The sequence below is a fragment of the Bradyrhizobium elkanii USDA 76 genome, assembly GCF_023278185.1.
Classification (GTDB): Bacteria; Pseudomonadota; Alphaproteobacteria; order Rhizobiales; family Xanthobacteraceae; genus Bradyrhizobium; species Bradyrhizobium elkanii.
The window spans coordinates 1,679,724-1,696,566 of sequence record NZ_CP066356.1; the positions used below are offsets into that span (position 1 = coordinate 1,679,724).

At 66.3% G+C, this 16,843-nt stretch carries 16 protein-coding genes; 7 read left to right on the top strand and 9 right to left on the bottom strand.

The features are described from left to right. Nucleotides 1-146: 146 nt before the first annotated feature. From JEY66_RS08045 to hemP, 4 genes are read right to left on the bottom strand one after another with little or no spacing between them, the layout of a single operon-like run. On the bottom strand, nucleotides 147-938 hold the full coding sequence (locus tag JEY66_RS08045) for a heme ABC transporter ATP-binding protein (RefSeq protein WP_018273572.1): 792 nt from the start codon (nucleotides 936-938) through the stop codon (nucleotides 147-149). Further along, on the bottom strand, nucleotides 935-2,035 hold the full coding sequence (locus JEY66_RS08050; RefSeq protein WP_016840932.1) for a FecCD family ABC transporter permease: 1,101 nt from the start codon (nucleotides 2,033-2,035) through the stop codon (nucleotides 935-937). Before JEY66_RS08050 ends, JEY66_RS08045 begins: the two co-directional genes overlap by 4 nt. Next, entirely contained in the window at nucleotides 2,032-2,982 is a 951-nt protein-coding gene (locus JEY66_RS08055) for a heme/hemin ABC transporter substrate-binding protein (protein ID WP_018273571.1), read from the bottom strand. Before JEY66_RS08055 ends, JEY66_RS08050 begins: the two co-directional genes overlap by 4 nt. 8 nt (nucleotides 2,983-2,990) lie before the next feature. Continuing rightward, a complete protein-coding gene (hemP, locus tag JEY66_RS08060) occupies nucleotides 2,991-3,197 on the bottom strand; it encodes a hemin uptake protein HemP (protein WP_016840569.1) in 207 nt (68 codons plus the stop codon). Nucleotides 3,198-3,449: 252 nt separating this feature from the next. On the opposite strand from hemP, the gene JEY66_RS08065 reads away from it, so the two are divergent. The 6 genes from JEY66_RS08065 to JEY66_RS08090 all read left to right on the top strand — a co-directional run bounded on the left by JEY66_RS08065 (nucleotide 3,450) and on the right by JEY66_RS08090 (nucleotide 8,864). Further along, entirely contained in the window at nucleotides 3,450-5,795 is a 2,346-nt protein-coding gene (locus tag JEY66_RS08065; protein WP_026193346.1) for a TonB-dependent hemoglobin/transferrin/lactoferrin family receptor, read from the top strand. A gap of 135 nt (nucleotides 5,796-5,930) precedes the next feature. Beyond that, nucleotides 5,931-6,263, top strand: a complete 333-nt coding sequence (hmuQ, locus tag JEY66_RS08070) for a heme-degrading protein HmuQ (protein WP_016840571.1) — start codon at nucleotides 5,931-5,933, stop codon at nucleotides 6,261-6,263. Further along, a complete protein-coding gene (gene hutX / locus JEY66_RS08075) occupies nucleotides 6,263-6,784 on the top strand; it encodes a heme utilization cystosolic carrier protein HutX (RefSeq protein ID WP_016840572.1) in 522 nt (173 codons plus the stop codon). Before hmuQ ends, hutX begins: the two co-directional genes overlap by 1 nt. A gap of 58 nt (nucleotides 6,785-6,842) precedes the next feature. Continuing rightward, nucleotides 6,843-7,595 (top strand): tonB-system energizer ExbB, encoded by a 753-nt coding sequence (gene exbB, locus JEY66_RS08080; protein WP_050994050.1) that lies wholly within the window; start codon nucleotides 6,843-6,845, stop codon nucleotides 7,593-7,595. 3 nt (nucleotides 7,596-7,598) lie between these two features. Next, nucleotides 7,599-8,039, top strand: a complete 441-nt coding sequence (gene exbD, locus JEY66_RS08085; protein WP_016840574.1) for a TonB system transport protein ExbD — start codon at nucleotides 7,599-7,601, stop codon at nucleotides 8,037-8,039. A 3-nt stretch (nucleotides 8,040-8,042) separates the two neighbouring features. Beyond that, the gene (locus tag JEY66_RS08090; protein WP_018273570.1) at nucleotides 8,043-8,864 is read left to right on the top strand and encodes an energy transducer TonB family protein; all 822 of its coding nucleotides are present in this window, start codon (nucleotides 8,043-8,045) and stop codon (nucleotides 8,862-8,864) included. Between the two features lie 174 nt (nucleotides 8,865-9,038). Here the strand turns inward: JEY66_RS08090 and JEY66_RS08095 are convergent, their stop codons facing one another. From JEY66_RS08095 to JEY66_RS08110, 4 genes are all read right to left on the bottom strand, one after another. Next, nucleotides 9,039-9,881, bottom strand: a complete 843-nt coding sequence (locus tag JEY66_RS08095; protein WP_016840579.1) for a carbohydrate ABC transporter permease — start codon at nucleotides 9,879-9,881, stop codon at nucleotides 9,039-9,041. 46 nt (nucleotides 9,882-9,927) lie between these two features. Next, complete coding sequence (locus JEY66_RS08100; protein WP_026193343.1) at nucleotides 9,928-10,884, bottom strand: carbohydrate ABC transporter permease; 957 nt, start codon at nucleotides 10,882-10,884, stop codon at nucleotides 9,928-9,930. 128 nt (nucleotides 10,885-11,012) lie between these two features. Beyond that, complete coding sequence (locus tag JEY66_RS08105; RefSeq protein WP_016840581.1) at nucleotides 11,013-12,359, bottom strand: ABC transporter substrate-binding protein; 1,347 nt, start codon at nucleotides 12,357-12,359, stop codon at nucleotides 11,013-11,015. Between the two features lie 153 nt (nucleotides 12,360-12,512). Further along, the gene (locus JEY66_RS08110) at nucleotides 12,513-13,556 is read right to left on the bottom strand and encodes a C-terminal binding protein (RefSeq protein ID WP_016840582.1); all 1,044 of its coding nucleotides are present in this window, start codon (nucleotides 13,554-13,556) and stop codon (nucleotides 12,513-12,515) included. A gap of 283 nt (nucleotides 13,557-13,839) precedes the next feature. Between JEY66_RS08110 and JEY66_RS08115 the strand changes: the two genes are divergently transcribed. After that, entirely contained in the window at nucleotides 13,840-15,525 is a 1,686-nt protein-coding gene (locus JEY66_RS08115) for a methyl-accepting chemotaxis protein (protein ID WP_018273568.1), read from the top strand. Nucleotides 15,526-15,747: 222 nt separating this feature from the next. Here the strand turns inward: JEY66_RS08115 and JEY66_RS08120 are convergent, their stop codons facing one another. Continuing rightward, nucleotides 15,748-16,725, bottom strand: a complete 978-nt coding sequence (locus JEY66_RS08120; RefSeq protein WP_026193342.1) for a Bug family tripartite tricarboxylate transporter substrate binding protein — start codon at nucleotides 16,723-16,725, stop codon at nucleotides 15,748-15,750. Nucleotides 16,726-16,843: the final 118 nt, after the last annotated feature.

A 16,843-nucleotide genomic window follows, 5' to 3' on the forward strand; every position in this document is an offset into this window, starting at 1 on the left:
GATAAGGCTTGCGGCGTTACGTCGCCTCTCTCCGTCATGCCCGGCCTTGTGCCGGGCATCCACGTCTTTGTTGCAGTTAGAGAGGTAAGACGTGGATGGCCGGGACGAGCCCGGCCATGACGAATAACGGGACCATCGTGAGGCGGTTAGATCGGCCGCATCGTTTGCGGCAGCAGGAACGGCACGCCGTCTCCGGTGTAGGCGATCGCGGCGTCGATCTCGAAGATCTCGCGCAGCGTCTCGGCTTTCATCGCCGCCGCGGGGTCGCCGTCGACGGCCAGCCGGCCGCGGTGCAGCAACAGGACCCGGTCGGCGAACCGCATCGCGAGGTTGAGGTCGTGCAGGATCGCGATCACCGCGGTGCCGCGCGCGGCGCGCCGTCGCGCCGTTTCGACCAGGTCGATCTGGTGCCGCAGATCGAGGCTCGAGGTCGGCTCGTCCAGCAGCAACAGTCCGGGTCCATGCAGCGCTTCGCCGCAGGCGAGCTGCACCAGCACGCGGGCGAAATGCGCCCGCTGCTGCTCGCCGCCCGACAGCGTCGGCAATTGCCTGAAACGGAAACGCGCGAGCCCGACCTCGTCGAGCGCCGCCTCGACCAGCGCCCGCGCCACGGCACGCGGGCTCTCGCCGGCGCCCATGCTGACGATTTCCTCGACGGTGAACGGGAAGGTGACGTTGACGTGCTGCGACAGCATCGCGCGGTGCTGCGCCAGCGCGCGTGGTCCGTAGGTTTGCAGGTCGCGCTGCCTCAGCCTGATCGTCCCGCGCGACGGAGACAGGTCGCCCGACAGCATCCGCAGCAGGGTCGATTTGCCGGCGCCATTGGGGCCGACGATCGCGACCATCTCGCCGGCACCGATCTGCAGCGACACCGCATCGACCAGCGTCGTGCCGCCGACCGTCATGGTTACCGACTGCGCTTCGAGCAGGGCCGTCACAGCGACACCAGGGAGCGCTGCCGCAGCAGCATGGCGAGGAAGAACGGCGCGCCGATCGCCGCCGTCAGGATGCCGATCGGCATCTCCGCGGGCGCCACGATGGTGCGCGCCACGGTGTCGGCGCCGACCAGGAGGATGGCACCGAGCAGTGCGGACGCCGGCAGCAGCAGCCGATGCGCGGGCCCGATCACCAGCCGCAACAGATGCGGCACCACGATGCCGACGAAGCCGACCACGCCGCAGACCGAAACCGCGACCCCGGTCATCGCCGACACCAGCACGATCGAGATCCGCTTCAGCCGTTCGACGTCGACGCCGCTGTGAAACGCCTCGGCTTCGCCGAGTACCAGCACGTCGAGCCCGCGCGCGATCGAGAGGCAGGCAGTCAGCGCCACCGCCAGCACCGGCGCCAGCGCCGTGAGCTTGCTCCAGGTCGCGCCGCTGAGCGAGCCAAGCAGCCAGAAGGTGATGTCGCGCAGCTGGCGGTCGTCGGCGACGAACACCAGAAGGCCGATGCCGGCATTGGCGATCGCGGCGATCGCGAGCCCGGCCAGCAGGAAGATCGCGATCGATGTCCGGCCGCCGCGGCTGGCGATGCCGTAAAGCACGATGGTCGTGATCAGCGAGCCGGCAAAGGCCGCGATCGGCAGCAGCTGGTGCTGCAGGAAGCGCAGGCTTTCGCCGAGATGGCTGTCGGTGAACACGATCGCAGCTGCCGCGGCGAACGCGCCGCCGGAGGAGACGCCGACCAGTGCGGGGTCGGCGAGGGGATTGCGGAACAGGCCCTGCATGATCGCGCCTGATACGGCAAGCAGTCCGCCGACCATCGCCGCCGCTGCGATCCGCGGGATGCGGATCGACCACACCACGAGCTGGTCGCGTGCGAGCTGCGGGTTGGCGACACTATCAGCCAAAAGCCCAAGCGCTGCCGGAAGCCGCGCCATGGGAATGCCGGCGGCCCCGACCGTCAGGGCGACCAGCGCGGTCGCTGCGAGCGCCGCAAGCAGGCAGAGCAGGGTGAGTGTCGCCGCCGGCCGCAGCGACATGCCGGCGCGCCGTTGTTTCGCACGTCCGCGGCGATCGGCGAGCACGCTCATTGCCGGCAATTCGCCGTCGGCGCTGCCGCCTTGAAGCTGTCGGCCTCCGGCGCCAGCGCCGGATAGAGCTTGACCGAGAGGTCGCGTGCCGCGGCCGCGGTGCGCGGTCCGAAGCCCAGCAGATAAAGGCCTTCCATCGAGATGAAGGCCTTGTTGGCCGCGACCGGCGTCAGCGCGAAGGCCGGATGCGCGAACACGGCATCCGACGTCAGCGAGTCCTTGCCGCGATCGATCGACAGCACGACATCCGGTTTCGCCGCCACGATGGCCTCGTCATTGACCGGCTTGTAGCCGTCGTAACCGTCGATGGCGTTGACGCCGCCGGCAAGCCGGATGATCTCGTCCGCGGCGGTCTTGTGGCCCGCGGCCATCGCCCGGCCATTCAACAGCGACATCACGAACATCACGCGCGCCGGCTTGGTCACCCTGGCGCGCAGCGCGCGCAGTTGCGCGAGATCACTCTCCACCGCCGTGGTCAGGCAGGCAGCGCGCGGATCGGCGCCCATGGCGTGGCCCACCAACCTGATCTTCTCGACCAGCCCGGCCTCCGAGAACGTCTCCGGCACCAGCACCAGCGGCACCTTCGCCGCCTCGAGCACGTCCATGGTCTCCTTCGGCCCGGAGCCCTGCACTGCGAGCACCAGCGACGGGTGCAGGCCGAGCACGCCCTCCGGCGATAGCTGGCGCATGTAGCCGACGTCGGGCTTCTCGCGCAGCGCGGCCGGCGGGTAGAGGCTGGTCGCATCGACGCCGGCGATGCGGTCCTCGAAGCCGAGCGCATAGAGGATCTCGGTGATCGCGCCGCCGATCGAGACGATCCGCGACGGATTGTCGATCACGACGTCGCGGTCGCGTGCGTCATGCACGGTGATGCCCTCGGCCGTCACGGCTTCGATCGGCAGCAGGCAGAAGAAGGCGAGCAGAGCGAGCGTGCGACAAATTGTCATCGGGGCCGTCACTTCGTGAGGATCAGCTTGTTCTGCGAGGTCAGCCGCAACCGGTAATGTTCTTCGCCGTGCATGATGATGATCTCGCGCTCCGCAGCGAACAGGTCGCGGCTGTCGAGACGATTACCGCGCATGATCAGCGTTTTGGCTGCGCCGGATGCAGGCTCGGTCTGCTTTCCGGCTGCGCCGATATTGTCTCCGGAAGCTGCGGACATATTGTGGTGCTGCGCCTGCGAAAATTTTCAAACGGTGTTTGCTTGTATAAGCGGGCGAAGGCGCATTCCAACGGCTGCACTTTACAATCGATATAAACAGCGCCGCCGCATTCTTGACCGTTTTGTTGCCGGCTCGTAACCAATCCTCACGCGATGCAGGCGGGTGGCTTGATCGCGATGTAGCCAGCAAGCCGCTCGTCAGAGAGCGCACGCCAGCCAAACCAGACAAGCGATGATCAGGCTGGGGCTAGAATGGCTGACGGGGCTAGGGTTTCGCGCGCCCTGATTTTGGGCGCGTCGGTGTTTTCATTTACGGCGGCACTGCCGGAACGCGGGTTCGCACAGGCCGCCGATCCGTCGGCTGCGCGTCCTTCGACCGAGCGGCCGAAGCAGGCCAAGCGGAAGCCGAAGCCGGCGGCCGAAGCTCAGGCGGCGCCGGCGGCGATGAATGCGCGGGCGCAGATCGGCGCGGTGCCGGTGCAATCGCTCGACACCATCACGGCGGTGGCGTCCAAGACCGAGGAGCGCGCGATCGATGCGCTGGCGCCGGTCAGCTCCGTCACCCTGGAGAAGATCCAGGGCCTGCAGCCGAACCGGCTCTCCGATATTTTCTACGCCGTGCCCGGCGTCTCGGTCCAGGAGCGCGGCGACGATCCGGCGACCGTCATCAACATCCGCGGCTTGCAGGATTTCGGCCGTGTCGCTGTTGTCGTCGACGGCGCGCGGCAGAACTATCAGCGCACCGGCCACAACGCCAACGGCTCGTTCTTCCTCGATCCCGAATTGATCGGCGGCGTCGACGTGGTGCGCGGCCCGACCGCGAACATCTACGGCTCCGGCGCGATCGGCGGTGTGGTTTCGTTCCGCACCAAGGACATCGACGACGTGGTGCGTCCCGGCGAGCGCTGGGGTGTCGACATGTCGGGCTCCTACGGCACCAACAAGGACCGCGGCCTGGGCTCGGTGTTCGGCGGCGTACGCGTCGATCCGAATGTCGAAGTGTTCGGCGGCGCCGTCTATCGCACCCAGGGCAATTACAAGGACGGCGCGGGCACCGAGATCGGCAACACCGGCAACGATATCGCGGCCGGTCTGATGAAGGTGACGTTGCGCCCCGCAGAAGGCCACGAGTTCAAGATCGGCGGCATCTTCCAGGACTACCAGTACGATATCGGTCAACCGAACCGCGGCCCGACCACGACGACAGCGCCGCTGGCGGCCATCGCGGGCTCCTCGGTCTACGCCTCCGACGCAAAGAACTACACCGGCACCTTGAGCTGGCGATATTCCAAGCCCGACGACATGCTGTTCGACTGGAACATCTCGGTCTACGGCAACCGCACCGACAACGACCAGGTCAAGACCTATAACAACCGCATCACCACCGGCGGCGGCGTCTGCACGCTCGCCAATCCCGGCAACAACATTTCCGGCTGCGTCGGCGACAAGCGCGGCTATTTGCTCGACACCGTCGGCGTCGACGTCAACAACACCTCGCGCTTCAATTTCGGCGCCTGGCGCAACGCCGTGACCTACGGCTTCGACGCCTTCCGCGACGATGTCGAGACCTTCGATTCGCGCGGCAATTCCAACATCACGACGCCGAGCGGCCAGCGCACCGTGTCCGGCGGCTTCGTGCAGCTGAAGCAGAACTATTCGACCTGGCTCGAGCTGATCAGCGCTGTCCGCTACGACCATTACGAGCTCAATTCGATCAACACCACGACCAGCGGCGACCGGCTGTCGCCGAAGATCACGCTCGGCGTCACGCCGGTTGCTGGCTTCACGCCCTATGTCAGCTATGCCGAAGGCTATCGCGCGCCTTCGATCACCGAGACCCTGATCGCGGGCGGCCACGCCACCGGCGGCGGGCCGGCGCTGTTCAATTGCCCCGACGGCACCAGCGGCCTGTTCTGCTTCCTCCCCAATGCGGCGCTGCGGCCGGAGGTCGGCAAGAACAAGGAAGCCGGCATCAATCTGAAATATGACGGCATCTTCACGGCGAGCGACTCGTTCCGTGGCAAGATCAACGTGTTCCGCAATGACGTTGACGGCTATATCGACCTCGTCGCGTCGGCGCCGACCCTGACGCCGTTCGGGCGGTTCAGCCAGTTCTATCAGTACCAGAACATCGCCCACGCCCGCATCGAAGGCTTCGAGCTCGAGACCATGTATGATGCGGGCGACTGGTTCGTCGGCGTCGCCGGCCATTTGATGCGCGGCCGGAACACCCAGACCAATGTCGGGCTCGCCACCATCACGCCGCGCAAGGTGACGACGACGGGCGGCGTCCGCCTGCTCGACCGCTCGCTGATCATTGCCGCGCAATGGTCCTCGTTCGGCGCCAACAACGACCTGCCGGCGGGCTATCTGCCCTCGACCGGCTACGAGCTCGTCAACCTCTATCTGACCTGGAACGCCACCAAGGACATCACCTTCACGGCGTCGGTCGACAACCTCTTGAACCAGTACTACCGGCCTTATGCGATCCCGGGCTCCTCGACCGACGGCACGACGCAGAACGACGTGCTGTTCTCGAGCCCAGGTCCGGGCACCGTCTACAAGGCCGGGCTCAGGATTCACCTAGGTGGTGCGTAACGCGAGACGCCGATCATTCCATCCAGGTTGCTCCGGCCGCGCTGGTGCCCCCAGCGCGGCCTTGGCGCGTTCATGTTATTAACGAGATCAACCGGCAGGATCCAGGCATCCGCCGTCAAACAGGAGAGAGTTTTCATGTTCATCGCAATGAACCGGTTCCAGGTGATCAAGGGCAAGGAGCAGGCGTTCGAGACGGTCTGGAAGACGCGCGAATCCTATCTCGGCGATCTGCCGGGCTTCATCGAATTTCATCTGGTGAAGGGCCCCGAGGCCGAGGACCACACGCTCTATGCGACCCACACGGTGTGGGCCAGCAAGGCGGCGTTCGAGGACTGGACGAAGTCCGATGCGTTCCGCCGCGCCCATTCGCGCGCCGGCAACGAGACCGGCGGCAGCCTCTATCTCGGGCATCCGAAATTCGAGGGCTTCGAGGTGCTGATCACCGAGCGCGCGAAGAGCGCCGCGTGATGGAGGCGGTCGTGCAGAACGCGGAGCTTGCGGGATTGAAGGCCTATATGGCCGACAATCCCGGCGCGGTCATTGAGGATGTTGCGCGCGAGCGCAAGGTGACGCCGCGCGCGGTGCTCGAGGCGCTGCCCGAGCGCATGGTGCGGATCGGCGCCGGGGAGTTCGCCGCCGCGATGCAGGACATCGCGGAATGGGGCGAGGTGACGCTGATCGTGCATACCGATGACGCGATCTTCGAGTTCACCGGCGCCATTCCGAACGGCGAGGTCGGTCGCGGCTATTTCAACCTGATGCAGCCGAAGGGCCTGCACGGCCACCTCAGGCACGAGCGCTGCGCGGCGATCGCCTTCGTCGAGCGGCATTTCATGGGCAAGATGTCGGCGTTCATCGCCTTCATCAATCGCGACGGCGGCATCATGTTCAAGGTGTTCGTCGGCCGCGACGAGACGCGCGCGCTGCGCGGCGATCAGCTGGTGCGCTTTCATGCGCTGGCGGACCGCCTCGCGCCGCAGGCGGGCTGACACCAACGAAGGACGGGAGGCGATCATGTCGCAGCGCTGGCTTGGGCAAGGCATCTGTATGGCGGCGTCGGCCGGGTTCGGCATGCTGCCGGGGGCGAGCCTTGCCGCAGCCGACGCCGCGCTGCTGCCGCGCAACCTCTCGCCCTGGGGCATGTTCGAAAGCGCCGACATCGTCGTGAAGACGGTGATGATCGGGCTCGCCTTCGCCTCGCTCGCTACCTGGACGGTCTGGCTCGCCAAGACCATCGAGATCCGCCGCAAGACCGCGCTTGCTCGGCAGCGGATCGGCCTACTTGAGCGCGACACCCTGCTTGCCGAGGTCGAGCAGGCGAGCCGCGACGGCAACGATGCGGTGGCGCAGATCGTGCAATCGGCCTCGCGCGAGGCTGCGCTGTCCGGCGGGACGTTCGACGACGGCTTCAAGGAGCGCATCGCGCTGCGGCTGGAGCGGGTCGAGGCGGCGATGTCGCGGCAGATCGCGCGCGGCACCGGCGTGCTGGCGACGATCGGCGCCACCGCGCCGTTCGTCGGCCTGTTCGGCACGGTGTGGGGCATCATGAATGCCTTCATCGGCATCTCCGAGGCCCACACCACCAATCTCGCGGTGGTCGCGCCCGGCATCGCCGAGGCGCTGCTTGCGACCGCGCTCGGCCTGGTCGCTGCGATTCCGGCGGTCGTGATCTACAATCACCTGACCCGTTCGATCGCGTCCTACCGCGCATTGCTCGGCGACGCCTCCGTCATGGTGATGCTGCTGGTCAGCCGCGAGGGCGATCGCAGCCTGTTCCGGCTGGCACGCGCTGCGGAGTAGCAGATGGGCGTCAAGCTCGGCTCCGGCGGCACGTTCAGGCGTCGCGGCGATGACGATCTGGTCGAGGCGCACGAGATCAACGTCACTCCGTTCATCGACGTGATGCTGGTGCTGCTCATCATCTTCATGGTGGCGGCGCCGCTCGCGACCGTCGATCTCGGCGTCGATCTGCCGGCCTCGACCGCCGAACCGCAGCCGCGCCCGGACAAGCCGGTGTTCGTCACCGTGAAGCCCGACCTCTCCGTCGCGGTCGGCGAGGACGTGATCGCGCGCGAGACGCTGACGTCAACGCTCGATGGCGCCACGCAGGGCAGGAAGGACGAGCGCATCTTCCTGCGCGCCGACAAGGCGGTCAGCTATGGCGATCTGATGGAGGTGATGAACCTGCTGCGCAACGCCGGCTATCTCAAGATCGCGCTGGTCGGCCTCGACGGGCGTAGCTGATCCGTGAATGCGTACGCGCTTCATGATGCGGGCGGCGAGATCCGGCTGCGGCGCTGGGGCCTGTCGGCGGCAGCGATCCTGGCGGTGCATGCGGCGCTGCTCGCGCTCGGGATGACGTGGGTCTCGGCGCCGCCGCCGGGCGTCGCCGTGCCGGCGGTGCTGGTCGACCTGACGCCGATCACCTCGGCGCCGGAGATTTCGGAGACCGAGCTGCCGCCCGGCCCGGCGATGCAGGAGGCCGACGCGTCGCCGCCGGCGCCTGCCGCCGCGCAGCCCGTGCAGCAGGAGATCGCGCCAACGCCGATGCAGGAGAAGCCCGACGTCGTCGCGCCGCCGGAGCAGAAGCAGCAGATGTCGCCGCCGCAACCCGAGCCCGCGAAAGTCGTTCCGGAGACGAAGCCCGAACCGGTCAGGCCGAAGGTGGCTCGCCGGGAAGCCAAGAAGCCGTCCGAGGCAACGCCGGCACCGCGCACCAGCGCGCCGAGCCGTGCCGAACGGCAGGCGCCGGCTGCGTCCGCGATCAGCGCCGGTGCGGCCGCGTCAGCGATCGCGGCCTATAACGCACGCGTCCGCGCGCATCTGTTGCGCTTCCACTCCTATCCGGCCGGCGGTAACGGCCAGCGCGGCGTGGTCCGCCTGGTGTTCACGCTCGGCCGCGGCGGGCAGGTGCTGTCGAGCCATCTCGGCGGCTCGTCCGGTAATCCGACCTTCGACGCGCGGGCGCTGGCGATGGTGCGCCAGGCCCAGCCGTTTCCGGCGTTTCCGTCCGAGATCACGCAGGGCTCGATGGGCTTTTCCGTGCCGGTCGCGTTCGTGCCGCGGTAGCGTCAAGTCTCATTAAGCCGCACTTTCATCCCCGTCATCCTGAGGAGCGGCCAGTTGGCCGCGTCTCGAAGGATGCACGGCCCGGCTGGTGGCCGTCGATCCTTCGAGACGCGCGTCGCGCTCCTCAGGATGACGGGGATAGATGGAGTTCGCTTCAATACGCCGGAAGCTCCGTTACTCCTTCACCGCCCCCGTCAGCGACGACACGTAGTAGTCGACGAACAGCGAGTAGAACAGCGCGACCGGCAGCGAGCCGAGCAGCGAGCCTGCCATCAGCGCGCCCCACTGGTAGACGTCGCCGGTGACGAGCTCGGTCAGGATCGCGACCGGCACCGTCTTGTTGGCGCCGCTCTGGATGAAGGCGAGCGCGTAGATGAACTCGTTCCAGGACAGCGTGAAGGAGAAGATGCCGGCCGAGATCAGGCCGGGCACCGCGAGCGGCAGCGTGATCCGCCACAGGATCTGCAACCGCGTCGCGCCGTCGACCAGCGCGCATTCCTCGAGCTCGTAGGGGATCGACTTGAAATAGCCGATCAGGAGCCAGGTGCAGAACGGCACCAGGAAGGTCGGATAGACCAGGATCAGCGCCAGCGGCGAGTCGAACAGCCCGAACTGCACGATTACGGTGGCGAGCGGAATGAACAGGATCGACGGCGGCACCAGATAGGCGAGGTAGATGCCGAGGCCGACATAGGGACTGCCGCGGAAGCGCAGCCGCTCGATCGCGTAGGCGGCGAGCGTCGAGGCGAACAGCGACAGGAAGGTCGAGCCGATCGCGACCAGCATGGTGGTCTTCAGCCAGCGCGGATAGGCCGTGTCGAACAACAGATGCTTGATATGCGCGAGCGTCGGCGAGGTGATCCAGAACGGATTGTGCTCCTTGTAGTTCAGCAGCTCCGCGTTCGGTTTGAACGAGGTGACCGCCATCCAGTAGAACGGAAACAGCAGGATCAGGATGAAGCAGGCGAGCGGCAGATAGATCATCACCACGCGCCGGGCGCGGGAGTCCCACGCCATCGTATCGGGGGTGGCGCTGGCGACGTTGGAGGATTGGGCTGCAACGTCAGTCATTGGCTTCTCCCTGCTGCCATTTGCGGCGCGCGAGGCCGAAGTAGCTGAACAATGTTGCGAACACCAGGAACGGGATCATCGAGACGGCGATCGCGGCACCCTCGCCGAGCTCGCCGCCGGCGATGCCGCGCTGGAACGCCAGTGTCGCGAGCAGATGGGTCGAGTTGACCGGGCCGCCGCGGGTGATGGCGTAGACCAGCTGGAAGTCGGTGAAGGTGAAGATGATCGAGAACGTCATCACGATCGCCAGGATCGGCATCATCATCGGGAAGGTGATGTAGCGGAAGCGCTGCCAGGAGGTGGCGCCGTCGAGCATCGCCGCCTCGTAGAGCGAGGGCGAGATGGTCTGCAGCCCCGCCAGCAGCGAGATCGCGACGAACGGGATGCCGCGCCAGATATTGGCGGCGATCAGCGAGAACCGCGCCGGCCAGGGCGAGCCGAGGAAGTCGACATTGCTGTCGCGCCAGTGCAGCACGTCGACCAGGAGATAGGAGATGATCGAGAACTGCGGATCGTAGATCCACCAGAACGCCAGCGCCGAGAGCACCGTCGGCACGATCCACGGCAATAGCACGATGGCGCGGATCAGGCTCTTGAACGGGAAATGGTTGTTGAGCAGCAGCGCCAGCCAGAAGCCGAGCGCGAACTTTCCGAAGGTTGCGATCGCGGTGTAGAAGATCGAATAGAACACCGCGTTCCACCACAAGGGATCCTTGAGCAGGTACTGGAAGTTCTCAAGTCCGATGTAGATGCCGCGCTGGCCGATCGTGGTGTCGGTGAACGCGAGCCAGATGCCGAGGCCCAGCGGATAGGTGAGGAACACCAGCAGCAGGCCGATCGCCGGCGCAAGGCACATCACGATCAGGAACGGCTTGTAGTCGAACAGGCGCGCGAGCCAGCCCGGCTGGTGCAAGGCCGCGCCGCGTGAGGGGAGGGTAGTGACAGACATCAGGTTCCTGTCTCGGTCCGACTTCCAGGGTCATTCCGGGATGGTGCGTTAGCACCAGACCCGGAATCTCGAGATTCCGGGTTCGATGCTACGCATCGCCCCGGAATGACAGCGGCTTGAGGTCGATCTTACCGGCCCTGCCGCCGGAAGTACCGCTTGGCGCGCTGTTCGGCCTCCGCGGCGGCGGCTTCGGGCGTTGCGGCGTCGGTTGCGACCGAGGCGCACATCTGCACCAGCACATAGTCGGCGTTGACGGCCCCGGTCGCGGTCGAGATCGGCCCCTTGTAGCCGTTGTAGTACGGGCTCCGCATCGTGTCCTTGAAGATCGCGACCTTGGGGTCGCTCGACCACACCGCGGCGTCGGCATAGGCCGCCAGCGGCTGCGACCAGTAGCCGGAGTTGGCGTTCAGCCACGGCTCGTATTGTTCGTGCTCGAGCATGAACTGCAGGAACGCCTTCGCCGCGTTGGGATACTTGCTGTGCTTGAACACCATTGCGTTCAAGGTCAGGCCGGACATCGGAGAGGTCGGGGCCAGCCCCTTGATCAGGAACTGATGCGCGGTGTCGTCGGCGATCGCCTTGGTCGCGGGATCGTTCTTCAGCGAGAAATACAGCGAGACGCCGTTTGCGGTCAGGCCGATCTCCTGCGACGAGTAGGCGCGGTTGTTGGAAACGTCGTTCCAGGACGGGGTGCCGGCGATGAAGGTCGGATAGAGCTCCTTCAGATATTTCAGCGCCGCGATCGTCTCCTTGCTGTTGATGATGATGTTGCCTTCCTCATCGAGCAGCGCGGCGTTGTGCGACCACAACAGCCAGTTGGCGAAGCCGTTGCCGTCGCCGACCGCGTTGCCGAGCGCGAAGCCCGCGGGCTTGCCGGCCGCCTTCAGCTTCTTGCAGAGTTCGAGGAAGCCGGCGTGGTCCTCCGGCACCTTGTCGAAGCCGGCGGCGTTGACCAGCGACTTGCGGTAGACCAGCGGTCCGCCCGAGGCGCCGAACGGCAGGCCGACCCAGCTCTTCGACTTCGAGCGCATGCCGTACCGGCGCGCCAGCGTGAGCCATCCGCCATAGCGCTTGTCGAGATAGTCGGCGACATCGGTCAGCTCGATCAGCTTGTCGATATAGATGTGCGGCGCGTCGCCGAAGCCGATGATGATGTCGGGGCCGGCGCCGGAGTTCGAGGTCACGGCGGTCTGCTGGTTGATGTCCTCCCAGCCGACGAAGTCGACCTTGATGTCGACACCGGTCTTGTCGGTGAATTTCTTGGCATTGGCGCGGAACACGTCCTCGTCGGCCTGGACAAAGCGCACCGGCCGCAGCATGCGCAAGGTGGCGTCCTTTTCGATCGGCAGCGACGGCGCCGCCACGTCGGCCGCCTTCACCTTCGACGCCTCCTGCGCCGAGGCGCCGGTGACCGCCAGCGCCGCCGCGGAAGCCCCCAGCACCAGCGCATCGCGACGCGTGATCTCGTACTTCATGTCGTTCGCACTCCCGTTCTTATTGTTTCGTTGTTGTTTTTCCTTCCCGGCGTTTGGCCGCCGGTGAAGGGTCTTGTGGTCTCGGCCCGCCCGCCGCGCGAAAGGCCCGTATCATGGCGAGACGGGCCTTCGCGCGAGGAACGTCGTCCCGCCCTAGCTGTTCGGACCGCGATCCATGCTGACGGGCTGCCAGCGGCGCAACGCGGTGTCTTGCAGCACCGACGGGTTGACGCAGCTTACCGGCCACATGCCTTGCAGCACTAGTGACAATTCGTAGCCCACCCGGCGCTTGCGCGCCTCGTCAAAACGTGCCGACGCCGAGGCGACATGGGCGGTCAAGGTAACATTGTCCATCCCGAGCATCGGATTGTTGTGCGACGGAGGCTCCTTTTCCAGCACGTCGAGCGCGGCGTGGGCGATCCAGCCCTCCTGCAGCGCCTTGATCAGCGATTCCTCGTCGACCGTGGCGCCGCGGCCGGTGTTGATGAAGATCGCCGACTTTTTCATCTGGCGAAAATGCTTCTCGGTCAGCATGTGGTGCACTTCGGGCCGCGCCGGAGCGTGCATCGAGACGAAATCCGATTGCGACAGCACTTCCGACAGCGTCGAGGGGATCACGCCGTGGTCGTACATCAGGGTTTCCTGGATGAAGGGATCGTAGGCCACCATCCTGAGGCCGAACGGCGCGGCGCGCTTGGCGACGGCCCGCGCGACCCGGCCGAACGAGATGAAGCCGAGCGTCTGGCCCATCAGCCGCGGAATCTTCAGGAGCGCCGGACGGCCCTCGGCCCAGCGGCCGGTGCGCACCATCTTGTCCTGCTCGATCAGGTGGCGGAAGCCGGCGAGCAGCAGCATCATGGCGTGGTCGGCGACCTCCTCGATGAAGGTGTCGGGAATGTTGGTGACCGGGATGCCGCGGGCGGTCGCGGCCTTGACGTCGACCGAGTCGACGCCGACGCTGCCGAGCGTGATCACCTTGCAGTTCTCGAGCGCGTCGATCACCGTTTTGGTGATCGGCATGCCCTTGGCGTAGATCGCGTCCGCGGTGCGTGCCGCCGCGATGAATTCGGCCTCATTGGCTGGCGCCTCGACGATCTCGGCGCCGATCGGATCGAGCGCCTCGCGCTCATAATCGTAGCCGCCGCCGGCGACCGTGAAGCTCGCGCCCTTCGGCGTGACCACCCTGAATTTCGACATTGTCTGCTCCCGATGTGAGTCTGCTGTTCTTGCTTCTTGCTGGTTTGCTTCTTGATTTTGCTTGTTGGTCTTCTTGCTTCTTGGAGCGCGACTTGCATCACCGCCCTCCCATGCTTGTACGCGAGCCGCGCTGTTCTCTCCACAATTGCCGGTTGGTCCGCGGCCTGATTCTCCGGGCTTCTACGGGGAACCTCCGTAACCATCAGGTAAAGGGTCTCACAATACGGTGAGCCGAATCAATCCGCCAATCGCGTCGCGTTCCCCGCCTCTTCTGGAGACCCCCGTGAAGCTGTCAAATTTGAAGATCACCCCCAAGCTCGGCATTCTGGTGGGGGTGACCCTCCTTGGCCTGTGTACGGCCGGCATCCTCGCCGGTCACCTGATGCAGCGGGAGATGCTGACTGCGCGCATCGACCAGGCCAAGGCCATCGTCGAGATGGCGAAGAACATGGCGGCGGGGCTGAAGAAGGATGTCGATGCGGGCAAGCTGACCAGGGAAGCGGCACTGGCCGAGTTCGGCAAGCGTGCCAACACCCTGACCTACGACAACGGCGCCGGCTATCTGTTCGGCACCGACTACAGCGGCATCACGGTGCTGGCGCCCGATCCGAAGCAGGTCGGAACCAATCGCATGGACATCGTGACCAATGGTCGCAAGCTCTCGCAGGAACTGATGGACGGCGTGAAGGCCAAGGGCGAGATCCTGCTGTTCTACGATTATGTGAAGCCCGGCCAGGAGACCCCGATCCGCAAGCTCGGCTACGCCGTCGCGGTCCCCGGCTTCGATATGTATCTCGGCACCGGCGCCTATCTCGACGATATCGATGCCAAGATGCGGCCGATTGCCTGGCTGCTCGGCCTCGCGATCCTCGGCATCGGCATCGTTTCCGGTTCGGTCGCCTGGCTGATCGGCCGCAGCATCTCCCGTCCGCTCAACCTGCTCGGCGCCCGCATGCGCGACATCGCCGACGGCAAGCTCGACGGTGACATCCCCGGTGTCGGCCGCGGTGACGAGGTCGGCGCGATGGCGGCGACGGTTCAGGTCTTCAAGGACAACGCGGTTCGCATCCGCGGCCTGGAACAGGCCGAGGCCGAGACCAAAGCGCGCGCGGAGGCCGAGCGCCGTGGCGCGATGGAGAATATCGCCAACGATTTCGAGCGCAGCGTGAACGGCATCGTCCGCACGGTGGCCTCCGCCGCCGCAGGCATGCAGACCACGGCGCAGTCGATGACCGCGACCGCAAGCGACGCCAGCGCGCGGGCTGCGACCGTCGGCGCTGCATCCGACAGTGCCTCCAACAATGTCGGCACCGTCGCCGCGGCCGCCGAGGAGCTCTCCAGCTCGGTTGCGGAGATCTCCCGCCAGGTGGCGCGTTCCAGCGAGGTCGCGAGCCAGGCGGTGGCCGATGCCGAGCGCACCAACGCGACCGTGCAGGCGCTCTCCACCGGCGCCGAGAAGATCGGCGAGGTTGTCAAGCTGATCCACTCGATCGCGGCCCAAACCAACCTGCTTGCGCTCAACGCCACCATCGAGGCGGCGCGCGCCGGCGAATCCGGCCGCGGTTTCGCGGTGGTCGCCTCCGAAGTGAAGGCGCTGGCCAACCAGACCGCCAAGGCGACCGAGGAGATCTCGGCGCAGGTCGCCGCGATGCAGGCTTCCACCGGCGAGGCCGTGACCTCGATCGGCGGCATCACCGCGACCATCGCGCAGATGAGCGAGATCACCGCCTCGATCTCGACCGCGATCGACCAGCAGGGCGATGCGACGCGCGAGATCGCGCGCAACATCCAGCAGGTCGCGGCCGGCTCGAGCGAGATTTCCGCCCATATCGGCGGCGTCACGTCAGCGGCCGCCGCCACCGGCACCGCGGCCGGCGACGTGCTGTCGAATGCCCGCGAGCTCGACACCCAGTCCGGCATGCTGCGCAACGCGGTCGACGAGTTCCTGCAGAAGGTGCGCGCGGCGTAAGCGAGCCGCGTAGGGTGGGTTAGCGACGCTACGCCAACCAACGATTCCGCATCCCCGTCATCCTGAGGAGCGCGCTCTTGCGCGCGTCTCGAAGGATGCACGGCCACCAGTGGGGCCGTCGATCCTTCGAGACGGCCGCGTTGCGGCCTCCTCAGGATGACGGACTTGGCAGACTCCGCCGGACGAACATGAGGATATCCAGCCGGCGTCGTTCACATTCGCCTACTGCTTCTCGATCCCGGCGTCGGCGATCAGCTTCTCCCACAGCACGAGCTGCTCCTTGAGGAATGCCTCGAACTCCTCGGGCGTGCCGGAGAATGCCTCCATGCCGCGCTCGGCGAGCTGGCTCTTGATGTCCGGCCGCTCGATGATCTTGCGGATCTCCGCATTCAGCCTGACCACGACGTCCTTCGGCATGTTGGCGGGGCCGAGATAGCCCTGCCAGGAGGTGATATCGAAGCCCTTCACGGTGTCGTCCATCGTCGGCAGGTCCGGCAGCAGCGCCGACTTCCGCTTGGTGGTGACGGCGAGCGGCTTCAGCACCTTGGCGTTGACGTGCGGCAGGCCGGTCGGCACGTCGATGAACATCATCGAGATGCGGCCGGCGATGACGTCGGTCAGTGCCGGCGGTGAGCTCTTGTAGGGCACATGCAGCAGGTCGATGCCGGCGAGGCGCGCGAAGGTCGCGCCGGAGACGCTCGCCGACGACGAGCCGCTGGCGTAGCTGTACTTGCCCGGCTCCTTCTTGGCGAGCGCGATCAGCTCGGCGACCGAGTTCGCCGGGATGTCCGGATGGATCACCAGCATGAAGGGCAGGTCGCCGGTGCGCGCGATCGGCGTGAAATCCTTGATCGGATCGTAGGTCATGGTCTTGAGCAGATACGGATTGGCCGAGTGCGTCGTGTTCGTGGTGACGAACAGCGTGTAGCCGTCGGGGGCGGAGCGGGCGACATAGTTCGCCGCGATCGAGCCGTTGGCGCCGGCCCGGTTGTCGATCACCATGCCGACGCCGAGCGCAACGCCGAGCTCCTTGGAGATCAGCCGCGTCGTCGTGTCGGTGCCGCTGCCGGCGGCGAACGGCAGCACCAGCGTGATGTTGCGGGTGGGATAGGTCTGGGCAAGTGCCGCCCCGGATATCGCCGCAAGCGCGGCGGCGGCTGCGGCCGCCAGGCAGCAGTATCGTCTCAATCCCATGATCATGTCGCCGTCCCCCGCGCAGGCCCTGAACAGGCCCATGGCGGCCGAAGCTAGCCCGGCCGCCATGGCTGCGGAAGCCGTGCCGGGAGCAGCCTTTCGCCGCATGGCCACTCCCGGGCCG

Excerpts from the sequence above, each read along its gene's own strand:
- JEY66_RS08100 (WP_026193343.1), bottom strand. The coding sequence starts at position 10,884 with ATGTCTGTCACTACCCTCCCCTCACGCGGCGCGGCCTTGCACCAGCCG.
- JEY66_RS08110 (WP_016840582.1), bottom strand. The coding sequence starts at position 13,556 with ATGTCGAAATTCAGGGTGGTCACGCCGAAGGGCGCGAGCTTCACGGTC.
- hmuQ (WP_016840571.1), top strand. The coding sequence starts at position 5,931 with ATGTTCATCGCAATGAACCGGTTCCAGGTGATCAAGGGCAAGGAGCAG.
- JEY66_RS08105 (WP_016840581.1), bottom strand. The coding sequence starts at position 12,359 with ATGAAGTACGAGATCACGCGTCGCGATGCGCTGGTGCTGGGGGCTTCC.
- hutX (WP_016840572.1), top strand. The coding sequence starts at position 6,263 with ATGGAGGCGGTCGTGCAGAACGCGGAGCTTGCGGGATTGAAGGCCTAT.
- JEY66_RS08120 (WP_026193342.1), bottom strand. The coding sequence starts at position 16,725 with ATGATCATGGGATTGAGACGATACTGCTGCCTGGCGGCCGCAGCCGCC.
- hemP (WP_016840569.1), bottom strand. The coding sequence starts at position 3,197 with ATGTCCGCAGCTTCCGGAGACAATATCGGCGCAGCCGGAAAGCAGACC.
- JEY66_RS08055 (WP_018273571.1), bottom strand. The coding sequence starts at position 2,982 with ATGACAATTTGTCGCACGCTCGCTCTGCTCGCCTTCTTCTGCCTGCTG.
- JEY66_RS08095 (WP_016840579.1), bottom strand. The coding sequence starts at position 9,881 with ATGGCGTGGGACTCCCGCGCCCGGCGCGTGGTGATGATCTATCTGCCG.
- JEY66_RS08065 (WP_026193346.1), top strand. The coding sequence starts at position 3,450 with ATGGCTGACGGGGCTAGGGTTTCGCGCGCCCTGATTTTGGGCGCGTCG.
- JEY66_RS08050 (WP_016840932.1), bottom strand. The coding sequence starts at position 2,035 with ATGAGCGTGCTCGCCGATCGCCGCGGACGTGCGAAACAACGGCGCGCC.
- exbB (WP_050994050.1), top strand. The coding sequence starts at position 6,843 with ATGGCGGCGTCGGCCGGGTTCGGCATGCTGCCGGGGGCGAGCCTTGCC.
- exbD (WP_016840574.1), top strand. The coding sequence starts at position 7,599 with ATGGGCGTCAAGCTCGGCTCCGGCGGCACGTTCAGGCGTCGCGGCGAT.